The sequence below is a fragment of the Paenibacillus sp. FSL M7-1046 genome (assembly GCF_038007405.1).
Taxonomy (GTDB): Bacteria; Bacillota; Bacilli; order Paenibacillales; family Paenibacillaceae; genus Paenibacillus_AQ.
Window position 1 is genome coordinate 4,237,662 of the sequence record NZ_JBBOXB010000001.1, and the last position, 15,922, is coordinate 4,253,583.

Annotated in this window: 13 protein-coding genes; 7 read left to right on the plus strand and 6 right to left on the minus strand. The window is 48.9% G+C overall.

Features of this window, described 5'->3' with window-relative positions; genetic code table 11:
- Positions 1 to 36 precede the first annotated feature (36 nt).
- The 5 genes from NYE29_RS18680 to NYE29_RS18700 all read right to left on the minus strand — a co-directional run bounded on the left by NYE29_RS18680 (position 37) and on the right by NYE29_RS18700 (position 6,461).
- Positions 37 to 1,269: a nitrate/nitrite transporter gene (locus NYE29_RS18680; protein WP_340897025.1), complete on the minus strand. Its 1,233-nt coding sequence runs from the start codon at positions 1,267 to 1,269 to the stop codon at positions 37 to 39.
- A gap of 390 nt (positions 1,270 to 1,659) precedes the next feature.
- The gene (gene glpK, locus NYE29_RS18685; protein ID WP_076109943.1) at positions 1,660 to 3,159 is read right to left on the minus strand and encodes a glycerol kinase GlpK; all 1,500 of its coding nucleotides are present in this window, start codon (positions 3,157 to 3,159) and stop codon (positions 1,660 to 1,662) included.
- Positions 3,160 to 3,171: 12 nt separating this feature from the next.
- On the minus strand, positions 3,172 to 4,107 hold the full coding sequence (locus NYE29_RS18690) for a transketolase family protein (protein WP_340897026.1): 936 nt from the start codon (positions 4,105 to 4,107) through the stop codon (positions 3,172 to 3,174).
- A gap of 5 nt (positions 4,108 to 4,112) precedes the next feature.
- Complete coding sequence (locus NYE29_RS18695; protein WP_340897027.1) at positions 4,113 to 4,955, minus strand: transketolase; 843 nt, start codon at positions 4,953 to 4,955, stop codon at positions 4,113 to 4,115.
- A 42-nt stretch (positions 4,956 to 4,997) separates the two neighbouring features.
- Positions 4,998 to 6,461, minus strand: a complete 1,464-nt coding sequence (locus NYE29_RS18700) for an L-fucose/L-arabinose isomerase family protein (RefSeq protein ID WP_340897028.1) — start codon at positions 6,459 to 6,461, stop codon at positions 4,998 to 5,000.
- Positions 6,462 to 6,765: 304 nt separating this feature from the next.
- Between NYE29_RS18700 and NYE29_RS18705 the strand changes: the two genes are divergently transcribed.
- The 7 genes from NYE29_RS18705 (at position 6,766) to NYE29_RS18735 (ending at position 14,949) form a co-directional block, all read left to right on the plus strand.
- Entirely contained in the window at positions 6,766 to 7,845 is a 1,080-nt protein-coding gene (locus tag NYE29_RS18705; RefSeq protein ID WP_340897029.1) for a LacI family DNA-binding transcriptional regulator, read from the plus strand.
- A 36-nt stretch (positions 7,846 to 7,881) separates the two neighbouring features.
- Positions 7,882 to 9,831, plus strand: coding sequence for a BglG family transcription antiterminator (locus tag NYE29_RS18710; RefSeq protein ID WP_076109939.1), 1,950 nt, complete (start codon positions 7,882 to 7,884; stop codon positions 9,829 to 9,831).
- A 223-nt stretch (positions 9,832 to 10,054) separates the two neighbouring features.
- Positions 10,055 to 10,408: a PTS lactose/cellobiose transporter subunit IIA gene (locus tag NYE29_RS18715; RefSeq protein WP_076109938.1), complete on the plus strand. Its 354-nt coding sequence runs from the start codon at positions 10,055 to 10,057 to the stop codon at positions 10,406 to 10,408.
- A 2-nt stretch (positions 10,409 to 10,410) separates the two neighbouring features.
- A complete protein-coding gene (locus NYE29_RS18720) occupies positions 10,411 to 10,710 on the plus strand; it encodes a PTS sugar transporter subunit IIB (RefSeq protein ID WP_076109937.1) in 300 nt (99 codons plus the stop codon).
- Between the two features lie 137 nt (positions 10,711 to 10,847).
- On the plus strand, positions 10,848 to 12,152 hold the full coding sequence (locus NYE29_RS18725) for a PTS sugar transporter subunit IIC (RefSeq protein WP_076109936.1): 1,305 nt from the start codon (positions 10,848 to 10,850) through the stop codon (positions 12,150 to 12,152).
- A gap of 72 nt (positions 12,153 to 12,224) precedes the next feature.
- A complete protein-coding gene (locus NYE29_RS18730) occupies positions 12,225 to 13,520 on the plus strand; it encodes an apiosidase-like domain-containing protein (protein WP_340897030.1) in 1,296 nt (431 codons plus the stop codon).
- Between the two features lies 1 nt (position 13,521).
- Positions 13,522 to 14,949 carry a 6-phospho-beta-glucosidase gene (locus NYE29_RS18735; protein ID WP_340897031.1) on the plus strand — a complete coding sequence of 476 codons (1,428 nt, stop codon included), beginning with the start codon at positions 13,522 to 13,524 and terminating at the stop codon, positions 14,947 to 14,949.
- Between the two features lie 285 nt (positions 14,950 to 15,234).
- Here NYE29_RS18735 and NYE29_RS18740 read toward each other — a convergent pair whose 3' ends face one another.
- A complete protein-coding gene (locus NYE29_RS18740) occupies positions 15,235 to 15,825 on the minus strand; it encodes a TetR/AcrR family transcriptional regulator (RefSeq protein ID WP_340897032.1) in 591 nt (196 codons plus the stop codon).
- Between the last annotated feature and the right edge of the window lie 97 nt (positions 15,826 to 15,922).

The window sequence follows — 15,922 nt, forward strand, 5'->3', positions numbered from 1 at the left end:
TGAGTTCACCGCCTCAAAGTTTTCTGCACAAGCTGGTTAGAAATTCACCCCGGATTCTGCCTTCGCCCAGGATTTTCTCCAGGATCTTGTTACCGCGTAAAAGATAAGGGTGGTAAGGAGCACGATGGAACCGACCAACAGAAATCCGGTGACCTGTGAGCCTGTGGACTGCTTCAGCGGGCCCAGGATATAGGTCGGCAGCAAATATCCGCCAAGACCTCCGGCAGCACCGACAATTCCGGTAATGACTCCGATCTCACTGGAGAAACGCTGGGGGATGATCTGAAAGACTGAGCCGTTACCCATCCCGAGGCAGGCCATCATTACGCTGGTATAGAGCAGCATCACCAGGAATGAACCCGGCATTGACGCTATGGCAAACGCACATGCTGAAATCACACTGTATAAAACAAGAAGGAGGCGCATGCCGCCAATCCGGTCCGCGATCCAGCCGCCTAAAGGCCGGAAGAAACTGCCCGCAATGACTGTGATGGTAACCAGGTATCCCACCTGAACTTTGGTTAGACCCCCGGAGTGTACGCCGTCCCCATACACATCATAGAAGAAAATGCTCGCATAGTTGGCGAACCCGACAAACCCGCCGAAGGTAATGGCGTAGAACATCGAGAACCACCAGGTATCCGCATGCCTGAAGACACTGAGGTAGTCTTTGAGCGGCTTGGGCGCAGGGGCATTCGGGGCGTCTTTAGCCAATATGGCAAAAACAATCATTACGATCGCCAGAGGAATCAGCGCAAGCCCAAACACACTGTGCCATCCGTAAGCCTGGGCGATCTGCGGTCCGAAAAAAGTGGCCAGCGCGGTTCCGCTGTTCCCTGCGCCGGCAATGCCCATCGCCAGCCCCTGATATTGCGGAGGGTACCAGCGGCTTGCAAGGGAAAGCGATACGGCAAAGCTTGCACCTGCAAAACCAAGCAGGAATCCGATCATATGGACCTGAAGCAGGCTGGTTCCGCCAAGCCAGCCCCACAGAAGAGGGATAATGGTGAGGAACATCCCGATTAGGCCTGCTTTTTTACTGCCAATGCGGTCAGCCAGTATGCCCATCGGAATCCGGAATATCGAGCCGCCGAGGATAGGGATGGCGACCATAGCTGCTTTTTGAGTATCCGATAATCCGAAGTCCTTGGTAATGTAGAGCGATAGAGCTCCACACAGCACCCAAATCATAAAGCTTACGTCAAAATACAAAAAAGCTGAGAACAAACTCGGGGCATGACCCGCCTTGCGAAAACCTTTGGCTTCCATTGCTGACATCCTCCTTTTTATGAACCCCAAGTAAGTGAATTGGAAAAAAAGGGCCGACTGACAGAACCCGCACTGCGGATTTTGTTAATCGGCCCCATTGCCAATTGCAGCCACGTCATCGTGACTGACTTTATAAGTAGATGTAGTAATACCGGTGCAACAAGCCATCCGAGCCACAGCATTGTGGGGAGAAACCGTTGCGTCCTTCGTTGACACAATGTTGTGTCGTTGAAATCTTATATTGTCAATATAAATAGTCACACCGCAAATGTCAATAATAATAACATAAAATTTAATAATTTTAATATTTATGCACTTTTAGAGCGTATTACTGGTTTTTTGTGTTATATATTATGACATAATAATATTGATTTTGGTGAGTGGACTCTTTTAATTCCGCTGCACCACGGACTGGACAGCCCGCTGCCAGCCTGTGTAATTATTTTGGCGGGTGGCTGCATCTAACTTGGGTTTGTATGTCTCGTACAGCGTAAGTTGGGCTGCAAGCTGCTCGGGGTCGGACCAAACACCTGTGCCGAGCCCGCCGAGATATACCGAGCCCATGGCTGACAGTTCAGCGCAGGTCGACCGAGTCACCACTTTACCCAGGATATCGGCTTGAAATTGCATGAGCCAGACATTGGATGAAGCTCCGCCGTCGGTCCGCAGACCGAGCAGTTGAATGCCGGACTGCTGCTCCATGAATTCCACCGCATCCCTAACTTGATAGGCAATGCTCTCCAGAGCAGCCCGGACAATATGGGCTTTGGTGGTTCCGCGGTTCATGCCAGTAATAGCCGCCCTGGCGTAAGGATCCCAATAGGGTGCACCCATTCCGACAAAGGCAGGCACAAGATAAACGCCGTCGTTCGCGGGAACACTTTCGACCAATTCTTGCATTTCCTCTAAGGTAGAGAAAAGCCCTAAATTATCCTGCGTCCATTTGATGCTATCACCTGTTGTCCGGATGATGGCTTCAAGCGCGTACGTCACCTTTCCCCCCGCCCCCCAGGCGATAGCAGTTACAAGACCGTCACCGCCATCTATCGGGGTGTCGCCTATATTCATCAACACAGAGGTGCCGGTACCAAAGGTGGCCTTGGCACTTCCGGGCTTAAAGCAGAGATGGCCATACAATGCGCCCTGGGAATCCCCGATCACACCTGAGATCGGGACTCTTTCATTAAAAAGGCTACAGTCCGCCGTATATCCAAATATGGCATCGGACGGCTTAACCTCAGGCAGCAGGGAAGGTGGGACATCGAAAATCCGGAGAAGCTCTTCGTCCCATTCCAAGTTATGGATATTAAACAGCGAGGTGCGGCTGGCGTTTGTATAGTCGGTAGCATGTGTGCTGCCGCCGGTCAACTTCCAGATCAGCCAGCTGTCTATGGTTCCTGCGAGCAGCTTTCCTTCGGCCAGCAGTTCTGCTGCTCCTTTTGCATGCCTAATGATCCAGCTCCATTTGGTGGCGGAGAAATAAGGGTCGAGCATAAGTCCTGTTTTGGCACGGATGGTGCTTTCGTGACCCGCTTGTTTCAGCCCGGCGCATAGGTCCGCAGTACGTTGGCATTGCCAGACAATAGCATTATATACCGGCTGACCGGTTGTCTTATCCCACATCAGCGCAGTTTCCCGCTGGTTCGTGAGGGTCAGGGCAGCCAGCTCCGCTGGGTGGATGCCGGTTTGCTCCAGCACGCTACGGGCCACTTTTATGACATTATCATAAATTTCGAGAGGGTCATGCTCTACCCAGCCGGGCTGGGGAAAGTGCTGTTTATGCGCCATTCCGCTGCGGGCAATGACTGCTCCTTCAGAGTTTACCAGGAGTGCTTTGGTGCCTGAAGTGCTCTGGTCAATGGCCAAGATATATTTCTGATTGTGGTCCATATGTTTCGCCCTTTACTTGTTGATCAATTCGAGTGCGATTTGCTTGATATTGCCGCCCGTAAGGCCGTAGTGGCGGAAGACCTCCGCTGTTTTGCCGGCAATGGCCGGCTCATCCGGGATGCCGAGCACCTTCATCGGAACGGGATGATGCTGGACGACAACCTCCGCCACGGCAGCGCCAAGACCGCCATAAATGCTGTGCTCTTCAACTGTAATAATGCGTCCGGTCTCCCGTGCCGCAGCAATTATGGCCTCTTCATCCAAGGGTTTAATTGTATGCATGTTGATGACCCGTGCGGATACGCCATTTTCGGAGAGAGCCTTGGCGGCATCGAGGGCAACGCGTACGGTTTCACCGGCGGCAATGATCGTAATATCGGAACCTTCCTGCACAATTACAGCCTTACCTATTTCAAACGGGTAATCGTCGGATTCGTATACGTCCTCGACCGGGTTGCGTCCGATCCGCACATATACGCCGCCGTCATATTTAACCAGTGCTTCGGTCAGCTTCTTCGTTTCGTGGCGGTCGGCGGGAAGCACAATCGCCAGTCCCGGAATGGCGCGGGCCACCGCGATGTCCTGTACGGAGTGATGGGACATGCCAAGCGCGCCGTAGCTTACACCGCCGCTGATCCCGATCAGCTTCACATTGGTCCGCGAATAAGCGACGTCAACCTTGATTTGCTCAATGCTGCGCATGCTCAGGAAGCAGGCAGGTGAAGTGACAAAAGGTTTCTTGCCGCTGTGGGCCAAGCCGGCGGACATGCCTACAATGTTCTGTTCTGCAATACCCACCTCGACGAATTGCTCCGGAAATGTATTGGCGAAAGGAGCCATCGCGGCAGAACCGCGTGAATCACTGGCTAGTACCATAATATCCCGGTCGTCTTTGGCCAATTCCAGCAGTGTGTCACAGATGACTTGGCGGTTAGGAATCTTGTTCATTGTTATTACACCTGCCCTTTCTGTGTCAATTCCTCAATGGACGCGCTCAGCTCAGTCAGGGCCAGCGCCAGTTCCTCATCGTTTGGCACATGGTGGTGCCAGGCGGGAACGTTTTCGGCGAAGGATACACCCTTTCCCTTGGTCGTATTGGCCATAATCAGCGTTGGTTTGCCGGGTACTTCCGGTACGGCGCGGAATGCCTGCAGCAGTTCTTCCATATCGTTGCCGTTGATGGAAACAACGTTCCAGCCGAAGGCAGCCCATTTCTCGTCCAGCGGGTCGAGGCCCATGACCTCTTCGGTAGTTCCGCTGATTTGAAGCCGGTTGCGGTCGATAATGCCGACCAGATTATCCAGTTTATAATGGGCGCCTGCCATGGCGGCTTCCCAGTTGGAGCCTTCGGCCTGCTCGCCGTCTCCCATCAGACAGAACACACGGTAAGACCGCCCGTCCCGCTTGGCCGCCAGTGCCATGCCGACGGAGATGGGCAGACCATGGCCGAGCGCGCCGGTATTCATCTCGATGCCGGGAACCTTGTTGTTCGGGTGGCCGATGAGGCGGGTGCCGAACTGGCTGTAGGTTTCCAGTTCTTCTCTGGGGAAGAAACCGCGGTCAGCCAGAACACACCATAGTGATTCTACAGAATGGCCTTTGCTGGCAATGAAGCGGTCACGGTCATCCCATTTCGAATTAGCGGGATCAATATTCATAATTTCATAATATAAAGCCGTTAAAATGTCCGTGTTACTCAAAGATCCCCCAGTATGACCGGTTTTGGCGCGGTGAATAATAGTCAGCAGATCCATCCGGATTTGTGCGGCCTTGACTTTCAGTTCCTGGATTTCCATAATATCCTCCTCTTATAGATGTTAATAGAGCAGATCTTTTCTTTACATGTGGAGATTTGACTGTTTAGTGCGGGCAAGATCCGAACCCCTGAGCCAGCTTTGGATTTCCTGTTCTGTAGGGTCTACAGGGTCCGGCGTCAGGCCGGGGATATAGTTGCAGGCCTCGTATATGGCCGGAATAACATTGGCATGGATGCCTACGGAATGATGAACATAAGGACCTTTGACGAGCTTTTCTTCCCACAGTGGCCAGTCATTCACTTCCACCCATACATAGGAGCCGCGGGTATAAGGGCCTTCGATGCCACGGGCTTTGCCCAGGAACATCGAGTATTCACCCTGGTCGCCGTCGAACCGGGCAATGGTCATGCCGCCGCCGCGAATTTCACCTTCATGGGTTCCTGGAGCATGGTCGTCAAAGAGGAAATGCTTACGCAGCTTCGGCTTCTGCTCCACAGAAAGCGAGACAGGGAAATTGCCGCAATGGAAAAGCAGCTCCCCGTTGTCGTTTTCGGGGTGTCGGATGGTAATGTCCGCAAAAAAGGTTGGCAATTCATTCATGGCGGCAGCCTGCACCATAATGGAAGTAATGGCTCCGTGGATGTCCGTTTCACAGGTGACTGGAATTTGTTCATCCGTCAGGATTGCATTGGCCAGACAGGGCATGATCGACAGGGCCTCCTGCAGCGAAGACCAGCACTGGATAGCGATAGCACTGCTTCCCGTCTCGCGGGCAAAGGACTTCATGGCAACCTTTAAAGCGGCGATTCGTCTTACATCATCCTCGGTCACTTCGCTGTAATCGAGCTTTTCTTTAATGTAATCCATCGTATCCAGCAGCTCGGCGCTGTTGCCGGCCGCAATTTTTCGGGTGCGGAGCTGAATATCAACAAGGGTAATCGGATGAATTTCAATGCCGAAGCGTTCAAGCAGCTCGCCCTCATTGCACATCATGGTCCAGAATGAAGCAGGACGCGGACCAATCTGGAGAATGCGCAGGCTCTTGAACTGGCGCACAACATTGGCTGCTGCGACGAAGTTGGTGAAGCCCCGCTCGAATACTGGATCATTCACCCAGCTGTTGGTTACATAAGTGAAGGGGACGTTGAATCTGCGCAGTACTTTGCCTGTGGCGAAAATACCGCATTGAGTATCGCGCAGGCGCATGCCGTCTGCAAGCGGCGCTTCATCCCGCGGCCCCCAGAGCAGAACGGGCTTGCCGAGCGCTTTGCCGACGCGGGCTACGGTGTCTTCGGTGCCGAAGTTACAATGCGGAAAAAATACGGCATCGACTTCTTCCTCTTTGAACCGCTTGGCAATCAGATCGGCATTAATATGGTCGTCGTACAGCAGCCCTTCCTCGTTTAGGCCTTCCAGGTCCACAATGTCAATATCCATTCCAAAGCTCTCAATTTGCTTGCGGATTTCTACTTTGTACTTGAATGCATCCTCAGCACTGAACGTAAAACGTCGTGTTGGGGCATAACCCAACTTTAACTTCTTCATCATCATTTCTCCTCGGTATGGAATATTTCAATCCTGCTGAAATGAAAACGACAACTAAACAACATTATTTAGTTTAGTTATTTTAACTTAATTTAATATATTTTTTTATTACGACGCCATGTTAACATTGGAATTAAGCGGTGTCAATGAATAATTTAGTTTTGTTTAGTGGTAATATCTAAACTTATAACTAAACTTAATGAACTTAATTCAGCTAAACATTGCATCGAATTCAGTTTCGGTGTACACTTCACGTATCACATTGTTGTGTTTGTTAACTTATTAGGAAATGGAGAATCAAGGCATGAAGATGGAAGATATCGCTAAACTGGCCAATGTATCCAAAGCAGCCGTTTCATTGGCCTTCAGTGGCAAGCCGGGAATTGGCCCGGATACGCGAGAACGCATTCTCCAAGTAGCCTATGAAGCTGGATACAGCCCCAAGAGCAGGGAAGTAGCCGTTACAAAAGCAGATAAATCGTTGCTTTTTCTTGTATGTACAAATTCAGGGATTATCCTTGAAGAATATTATCAGCAGCCATTTTTTAAAGAATTGATTCATTTTATTGAAGAACGCTGCCGGCAGAAAGGATATGCCCTGATTTTTTCAACGTTAGATGTAGAATTTTTTCAGAGGGATATCCAGGTGGTAGCCGATGAGAAACGCAGTGTCGGAACCATAGTGCTGGGCACCAATTTGACCCGTGAACAAATCAGGGATATTCATGCCAAACTGCCGAATCTGATTGTGCTCGATACCTGCTTTGAGACGTTGCCTGTACAATTCATTCAAATTAATAATGTAATGGGTGCATATCAGGCCGGGGTCTATTTGTGCAACATTGGACATACCTCGATTGGCTATATCGCTTCCAATTTGCGAATTCACAATTTTGAGGAACGTAAACGCGGCTTTATGGCGGCGCTTTCTGAGCGGGGTCTGAGGGTACCTGAGGCAGCATATTTGTCCGTAGCGCCAACTATTCTTACTTCTCAGGATGAGCTGAAACGGCAGTTGACCACCTATCTGGAGAACGGGAACAGTATGCCTACGGCCTGGTTCTGCGAATGTGACTATATAGCTATCAGCGCCATGAAGACGATGAACGAGTTGGGCATCCGGGTACCGCAGCATACTTCGGTCATTGGCTTTGATAATATTAATGAATCGCTGGTTGTCACTCCGGAGTTGACAACTATTCACGTAGATAAAGAAAGAATGGCCAGTCTGGCAGTTGATCTGCTGACTGATACACTCTCGCAGGGCTCACAGGGGACAAGCAAAATTATAGTGGACACCATTTTGGTGGAACGGAATTCCTGCGCGGCTCCTGCCGGTTCCGGGCTTGCGGGACAAATGCCGGACAGCTCCGGGCTGGACTGAAATCGTATTGCATTTATAAGAACAGGGGGACCTTGAATGAATTCACGCATGGTTTCGATTTTACAGCATCTGCTGGCTGCGGACATTCCTGTCAAAAGCGAGCATCTGGCAAAATTGATCCAGGTTACTTCACGCACCGTACGCAGTGACATCAGAGAGCTGGATGAGTTCCTGGCCAAGCATGGAGCATCGGTTCAACCTGTTCGCTCAAGAGGGTATGAACTGAAGATTACAGACGACAGCAGCTTTCGTATGCTGCTGCAGCAATTGTTTATGAACAATGAACCGGAAGATTCGGGATCACCTGAATACCGGCAGCTTTATTTAATCAGGCGTCTCCTGCTTGCCGGAGCGTATTTGAAGCTTGAAGAGCTGGCAGATGAGCTCTATGTCAGCAAGTCCACTGTTCAGAACGATTTCAAAGAGGTCAAGCAGACGTTGCTTGCTTATGGGATTGGTATCGACAAGCGCCCGAACTATGGCATAAAGCTGAGAGGCGATGAAGTACGGTTGCGTTTGTGCATATCTGAATTTGTGGTGAACCGCTCGGATGAAGAGCGCGCCGGAGGAATACAGGATGCGGCTCGCATTGTCTCTCCCCGCGAGATGACGCTGATACGCAGCATTATTCTGGAACAGATTCAGAAGCTTGGCGTGAGCCTGTCGGATGTTGCATTCAGCAATCTGTCTATTCATATTGCGATCGCCTGTAAGCGGATTCGTGACGGGAACCGGGTCGCGATGCTTGTGGATGAGAAGGAAGAATTCCGGGCCGCTGAGGAATTCCAGGCCGCTGAGCAGATTGTTGCGCTGATTGAACGAGAGCTGGACTTATCTTTTCCCGAAGATGAGGTTGCCTATATAGCCATGCATCTGGCCGGCAATAAGTGGTTTGCGGGGGTCACCGGGGAAGAGAAGGAAGATGCCGGTCCCGAGAAGCTGTTGGATCGCAGGATTTATGAGCTGGGGAAGGAAATCCTTGCTGAAATTGACAGGGACCTTAACTTGAGAATCAGCAGGGATCAAGAGCTGTTGATGGGCATTTGCCTTCATTTGAAGCCGGCACTGAACCGTGTCAGATACGGGATGAGCATCCGCAATCCGATGCTTGAGCATGTGAAGAGCAACTATCCCCTGGCTTTTCAGGCAGGTGTCATCGGAGCCAAGCTAATTGAAAGTAAGCTCAATATGTTGATTCCCGAGACGGAAATGGGGTACCTGGCTATTCATATCGGTGCAGCCATGGAAAGACAGCAGATGGATATCAGGCCCAAACGTTGCCTGGTCGTATGCACTTCGGGTTTAGGCAGCGCGCGTCTGCTTTATTACAAGCTAAGGAGCAAATTCGGCGAGAGACTGGAGGTTGTGGGGACGACCGAGTTTTACAAGCTGCAGCAGGTCCCTTTGCACAACATTGATTTTGTAGTAAGCACAGTCCCCATCCCACAGCCGTTTTCTGTTCCGGTGGTTGTCGTGCAGACACTCCTGGGGGGTGGGGATATGGATAACATTAATGCTTTGCTGAATGGTGAGAAGCCGTATTCCTTCCGCTACATTATGGAGGAGCTCGTGTTTCTGAGACAGAGCTTTACCACGAAGGAAGAGATCATTACTTTCCTCGGGGACAAAATGTCTGAATTCGGGTTGATCCGCTCTTCCGAAGGTTTCATCGGCCTGGTTCTGGAACGGGAAAATGCCGCACCGACAGCCTATGGGAATTTGGTGGCCATTCCCCATCCCATCATTCCGCAAAGCAACCGCACGGTATGGGCCATCTGTACACTTAAGTCTCCGATTGACTGGTCCGGCCGGCCAGTACAATTTATCTGCCTGCTCAGTATTGACAAGAGCGGCGAAGAACCCCAGGCGAAAATGTATCAACATCTGATGGGGCTGGTCGACGATTCCGAGATTATCCAGCAAATGCTGAAATGCAAAACGTATGCGGAGTTTGCCAGAATTATTGTCAAACATAAACTGTATTGATGGACCAAGGATCTGTATGGTGTTTGACCGGATTTTCGGTCAGGCAGCGGTGCAGACCTTTTTATTTTTTTCAGGGAATATTGTATTCAGCTTCTTTTGGTGTTGAATACGTACGGATGTAAGTATTTCCGCTTGTAGCGGAAAAGGATTACGTTTAGAAGTGAGTTGTAATCGTATACACTGATCTTGTAAGACAAGAAATGAAATGTAAGAGGTGAACGCAATGGATGAGTATCAGGAAATTATTATGGGGATTATAGCCAATTCAGGGTTCGCGAAGAGCAAGGCTATGGAAGCTATTACCCTTGCCCAGAAAGGCGATTCAGAGCAGGCAGAAGAATGTCTGGTGGAATGTAAGAAGGAGCTGGTGAGTGCGCATAAATCGCAAACAAGGCTGATCCAGCAGGAAGCGGGAGGAGTTGCACATGAAGTGACACTGTTGATGGTACATGCACAGGATCATCTGATGTCAGCCATTACGACAAAGGATTTGGCTGGACATATTGTGGAGCTATATAGCAGATTGAACCGCTATGAAGCGGCGGTTGTCCATAACACTACAATCAGGGAGGACTAAGAATGAAACAGATTACTCTGGTATGCGCAGCGGGAATGTCTACAAGTATGCTGGTACAGAAAATGCAGAAGGCGGCCCAGGCCCAAAATGTTGAGGTAGAGATCAGAGCCACTTCCGAAAGCTCCTTCAAGGAGTATGCGGACAAGACGGATGTGCTGCTGATTGGGCCGCAGGTTGGCTATCTGGAAGGTGATTTTAAAAGTAAATATGAACCTAAAGGCATTAAAGTGAGCGTAATCGACCGAATGGACTATGGCATGATGAACGGTGAGAAAGTGCTTGCCGATGCTTTAAGCCTGTGATCTTATGAGTACGGTCTGAAGCAGCTGCGCGGATTCGCAAGAACAGCTTTTATTGGCAAGAATGTAATTTCATCAAATGGAAGCGTTATCTAGATGATGGTTATCAGATGAAATTCTAAAGCAGGAGTTGAACGGATATGGCAAATGAAAAAAAGCTATCCCACAAGCTGCAAAGATATGCAGGTAAAATTCAGCAAAACCGCTATATGAGCGCTATTTCTAATGGTCTGATGTCAACACTCCCTTTTCTGATTGTCGGGGCGTTCTCGACGCTGTTCTCTGCGCTTGCCTGGGAGCCTTATCAGAACTTTATTGCACCGGTAAAGGGAATTATCGGGTTGGCATCAACCATGACTACGGGGGTTATCGCCCTGTATGCCGTATTCTTCATTGCTTACAGACTGGCGCAGGCTTTCGACAAGGACCCGTTGGTTCCCGCTGCGACTGCACTGCTCTCGTTCCTTATCCTCACGCCGGTAGAGACCTTCGACAAGGTTCGGGCGCTGCCACTGCAATGGCTTGGCGCACAGGGGTTGTTTGTAGCCATGTTTGTCGGCTTGATCGCCTCGAGATTGTATATATGGATTGTTGACCGCAACTGGACCATTAAAATGCCGGAGGGAGTTCCGCCTACGGTCGTCAAAACCTTTTCGGGATTAATTCCGGCGATACTCGTAGCTGTTGTATTCGTAGTGATTTCGGGCCTGTTCATGCAGACCTCCTTCGTTACGGTTCATGAGTTTATTTATACCTATCTGCAAGTGCCGCTGGAAGGGCTGGGCGGATCACTGGGGGCCATGATTATCGCGCTGATCATTATGCAGGCGCTCTGGATGTTCGGGATTCACGGAGCAATCGTGACTTTGGCCATCGTGAAGCCTATCTGGATGAGTCTGGATCTTGCGAACCTCGAAGCCTTTCAGGCCGGTGCACCGCTGCCGAACATTATCGGATTGGCGTTCTGGTACATTTTTGCAAATTATGCACCAATGCTCGGATTCGCACTGTTGCTGGTCTTCCTCGCCAAGAGCAAGCAACTTCGTACGATTGGGAAACTGGGCCTCCCGGGGACGTTTTTCTCGATACACGAGCCCCTGAACTTCGGCATACCGGTCGTTCTGAATCCGCTTCTGGCGGTTCCGTTTATCGCTTCCCCTATCGTTTGCGTGGTGCTTGGCTATTTTGCGACCACCATCGGCTTGCTGCCGGCACCCATCGGAATATATCCCGCATTCGGCACTCCGATCTTTGCGCTGGGGATCATCGAAGGCAGTTGGAGACTTGCAGTCGCACAGCTTGTGCTTATTCCAATCTGTATGCTGATTTACTATCCGTTCTTTAGAACGCTCGACAGACAGGCGCTGAAGAGAGAACAAGATGCACAGGAAACCTCGGAGAAGGAAGAAACGACCGGAGTCAATGCCGGAGCAATCACCTCATAACCGGACAATAAACCCGGAAAACGGCGATTCATCGCCGTTTTCTGTCATTACTCCAGAAGGGGGGAATATTGTATGATCAAGCTTGGCATAGCGGAGAACAAACGTTATTTCGTCAGCGAGGGGGCTCCGTTTTTCTACCTGGCGGATACGGTCTGGAGCGCATTTACCAATATCTCGCTGGAGGAATGGAGCTATTACCTGGACTACAGGAAGAGCCAGGGCTTTAATGTTCTGCAGATCAACCTGCTGCGGCAGTGGGATGCCAGCGGCAGTGATTTAATTCAGGAGCCGTTTGCCCTGTGTGAAGACGGTACTTATGATTTTTATTCGCTAAATGAAGAGTATTTCGCAAGAGCCGAGCAAATGGTGGAAATAGCGGTGGGCAAAGGGTTTGTGCCGGCGCTGGTCCTGCTCTGGTGCAATTATATTCCGGACACCTGGGCGTCCAGAATCCGGGAAGATAGAAAGATGCCGCTTGATGCAGTGGAACCATACGTGCGTTATGCAGCGGAACGCTTCTCCAAATACTACCCGATCTATGTCGTGAGCGGGGACACCGATTTTCCGTCCGATCGGGCGAACGAATATTACCGGACGGCACTTCATGTTGTGAAAAGGCATAGCCCGGAGTGCTTGACCACTCTGCATATTCAAGGAAGAACAGCGGCGGTGCCGGACGAGTTCATAAACGATCCCGACTTGGATTTCTACATGTACCAGTCCGGCCACAATTCGCAGTTTCAGCCTATGGCCTACACCTTAGCTATGGATTTCAGCAGCAAGCCGGTAACACGGCCGGTGTTGAACTCGGAGCCTTGCTACGAAATGATGGGGTACAGCCGCCAGGTGTACGGCCGGTTCAGCCGTGCCGATGTGCGCAAGGCTGCCTGGCAAAGTCTTTTATCCGGAGCGGCCGCCGGGGTAACCTACGGTGCGCACGGAATCTGGAGCTGGCACAAAAAAGGCAGGCGGTTCGGAGTTACCGGAGAAGGGTTTGACAGCCCCTATGATTGGCAGACCGCCCTCAAATTCGAGGGGGCTTGGGATTACGGATTTGCCAAATGGCTGTTTCAGATGTACGGGCTGACCGACTTGCAGCCGTGGGACATTGTGCTTAAGAACACGGAAGAGATCCGGGCAGCGGCAACCGCCAGCTTGTCCAAGGTCGCCATTTATGTCCCTGTAAATACAGTTCTGAGGTTAAATGCGGACCTTGGTGAATACGAGTTTACCATCATCGATCTTGAACACCGCAGATTTGCGGCAGCTGTAATAACTGTTAAAGAGAGAACGACAGTTATAGATATGCATGAATTCGAAAGCGATGTTCTTGTGATTGGTGTAAAAAAATCATATGAGGTGATCTAGAATGGGGTTAGGTCCTAACTTTCTGTGGGGCGGCGCAACCGCGGCAAATCAAAGTGAAGGCGGATATAATTTAGGAAACCGAGGTTTAGCAACTGTTGATTTATTGCCTATGGGCAATGATCGGGCAGGAGTAATGGCCGGGAAAATTAAAATGCTTGAATTTGATGATCAGCACTTTTATCCGGCTCAAGTAGCAATTGATATGTATCACCAGTATATTGATGACATCAAGTTATTCGCTGAAATGGGCTTTAAAACTTATCGCATGTCGATATCATGGACCAGAATTTTCCCCAATGGGGATGAAGAGAAACCGAACGAGGAAGGTTTAACCTTTTATGAGAATATATTTCGGGAATTACGAAAGCACAATATCGAGCCATTGGTAACTTTAGCCCATTTTGATGTTCCAGTTACTCTTATCAAAAAATACGGTTCATGGCGTAATCGTAAAATGGTTGGTTTTTTTGAAAACTATTGTCGTACCGTATTCAATCATTTCAGAGGGCTGGTAAAATATTGGTTGACCTTTAATGAGGTTAATATGATACTGCATGCACCGTTTTTGGGCGCGGGCTTATGCTTTGAACCAGATGAGAATGAAGAACAGGTAAAATATCAAGCCATGCATCATCAATTAATGGCCAGTGCTGTTGCAACTAAAATAGCGCATGAAGTTGATCCCGAGAATAGGATTGGCTGTATGCTGGCAGGAGGAAATAATTATCCTTATTCTTGCCGTCCAGAGGATTATGCTAGAGCAGTCGAAAAGGATCGGGAAAATTATCTGTTCATTGACATTCAAGCCCGGGGCGCCTATCCGAATTATGCACTAAAAAAATTCGAACGGGAAAATATTCATATTGTGATGCAAGAAGGAGACCGGGAATTATTAAAACATCATACAGTTGATTTTATTTCGTTCTCCTATTACTCATCCCGAGTTGTTGCCACCGATCCATCTGTTGCTCATGAAACGGCTGGAAATATATTTAAATCCATTAAAAATCCTTATTTGAAATCTTCCGAATGGGGCTGGCAGATCGACCCCTTAGGGTTGAGGTCAGCGTTGAATATTCTATATGACCGTTATCAGAAGCCATTATTTATTGTGGAAAACGGGCTTGGTGCGGTGGATACACCAGATGAAAACGGCTATGTAGAAGATGATTATCGAATCGAATATCTGCGTGAGCATATTAAGGCGTTTAAAGCGGCAGTCGAAGAAGACGGTGTTGAGCTGATGGGGTATACGACTTGGGGATGTATTGATCTGGTTAGTGCAACCAAGGGCGAAATGAGCAAGCGTTATGGATTTATTTACGTTGATCGTGATGATGAAGGTAATGGGACACTGAAACGTAGTAAGAAAAAATCATTTTATTGGTATCAAAAGGTTATCCAAAGCAACGGTGAAGATTTAGAATAAAGCGGATTTCAAACACTAAAGTAACTGTATTTAGTGAAAACAAATATTGACCATCTCCTTTACGGGGGTGGTCTTTCTTTTCTATAAGGGAAATATCCAGATTGAAACTCAGGCATTACTCCTAGTACGCTATTACAGAAAGAAAAGAAGAGATTTATGAGATTAGGGTCAGCCCTTCGTATTGCATACAAGGATAGCGGGATGATTCATAGTGTTATACAACAACCGGTGATTCAAGATAATGGTTTCATTTGAACGGCAGGGTAGAGCAATACCGACAGGACCTTATCCCAGCAGTTCTTTAGCTCCGTTCATCACTAAGGGCATAGTCTGTCTAACGAATGATTCCGCACTTATTAGACGCCCCTCATTGTTCCAAACGTAAGCCGCACCATATATCCCCCAACTTAACATGATAGAAGCTGTATTTATTAAGAACTGCGCGTTTGGACTCGATAGCATCTTGTCTTTGTCTATAAAGGAAAGAAGTATTGTTTGAATTTTATCCTTTATTTGAATTTCGAATGCAGGTCCAAGCGATTTATACCTTCTTTTGCACATAGTGCTTAGATCCTTGTGAAAATCGCATACACCCAGAAAAATACTCTGAATTGTTTCTTCATTTAATACTTGGTGACCGCTTATTCTACGATTTATGATTGTCATAAATGATTCCATTAGTTTGGTTTCAAGAATTTCGAATTTATCTACAAAGTGCGCATAAAAAGTCGCTCTGTTAACAGTAGCCCGATCTGTAATATCCCTAACGGTTATCGCTTCAAAGTCTTTTTCTTGAATTAATGAAGCAAAAGCGTCTTGAAGGAGTCGCCGTGTACGTATCACACGAGGATCAGCTTCATTCTTTTTAATTGTCATGGTTAAGATCTCCCCAATAAAACGACATTATAGAAATGATGTTGTCTATACAACGGTTTATAGTTATTGATGATTGCGTACCATTCGGTTGTTATTA

What these genes read in the sequence shown, in the direction of transcription:
- NYE29_RS18740 (WP_340897032.1), bottom strand. Translation starts at nt 15,825, where the DNA reads ATGACAATTAAAAAGAATGAAGCTGATCCTCGTGTGATACGTACACGG.
- NYE29_RS18695 (WP_340897027.1), bottom strand. Translation starts at nt 4,955, where the DNA reads ATGGAAATCCAGGAACTGAAAGTCAAGGCCGCACAAATCCGGATGGAT.
- NYE29_RS18680 (WP_340897025.1), bottom strand. Translation starts at nt 1,269, where the DNA reads ATGGAAGCCAAAGGTTTTCGCAAGGCGGGTCATGCCCCGAGTTTGTTC.
- NYE29_RS18725 (WP_076109936.1), top strand. Translation starts at nt 10,848, where the DNA reads ATGGCAAATGAAAAAAAGCTATCCCACAAGCTGCAAAGATATGCAGGT.
- NYE29_RS18700 (WP_340897028.1), bottom strand. Translation starts at nt 6,461, where the DNA reads ATGAAGAAGTTAAAGTTGGGTTATGCCCCAACACGACGTTTTACGTTC.
- glpK (WP_076109943.1), bottom strand. Translation starts at nt 3,159, where the DNA reads ATGGACCACAATCAGAAATATATCTTGGCCATTGACCAGAGCACTTCA.
- NYE29_RS18690 (WP_340897026.1), bottom strand. Translation starts at nt 4,107, where the DNA reads ATGAACAAGATTCCTAACCGCCAAGTCATCTGTGACACACTGCTGGAA.
- NYE29_RS18730 (WP_340897030.1), top strand. Translation starts at nt 12,225, where the DNA reads ATGATCAAGCTTGGCATAGCGGAGAACAAACGTTATTTCGTCAGCGAG.
- NYE29_RS18705 (WP_340897029.1), top strand. Translation starts at nt 6,766, where the DNA reads ATGAAGATGGAAGATATCGCTAAACTGGCCAATGTATCCAAAGCAGCC.
- NYE29_RS18720 (WP_076109937.1), top strand. Translation starts at nt 10,411, where the DNA reads ATGAAACAGATTACTCTGGTATGCGCAGCGGGAATGTCTACAAGTATG.
- NYE29_RS18715 (WP_076109938.1), top strand. Translation starts at nt 10,055, where the DNA reads ATGGATGAGTATCAGGAAATTATTATGGGGATTATAGCCAATTCAGGG.
- NYE29_RS18735 (WP_340897031.1), top strand. Translation starts at nt 13,522, where the DNA reads ATGGGGTTAGGTCCTAACTTTCTGTGGGGCGGCGCAACCGCGGCAAAT.
- NYE29_RS18710 (WP_076109939.1), top strand. Translation starts at nt 7,882, where the DNA reads ATGAATTCACGCATGGTTTCGATTTTACAGCATCTGCTGGCTGCGGAC.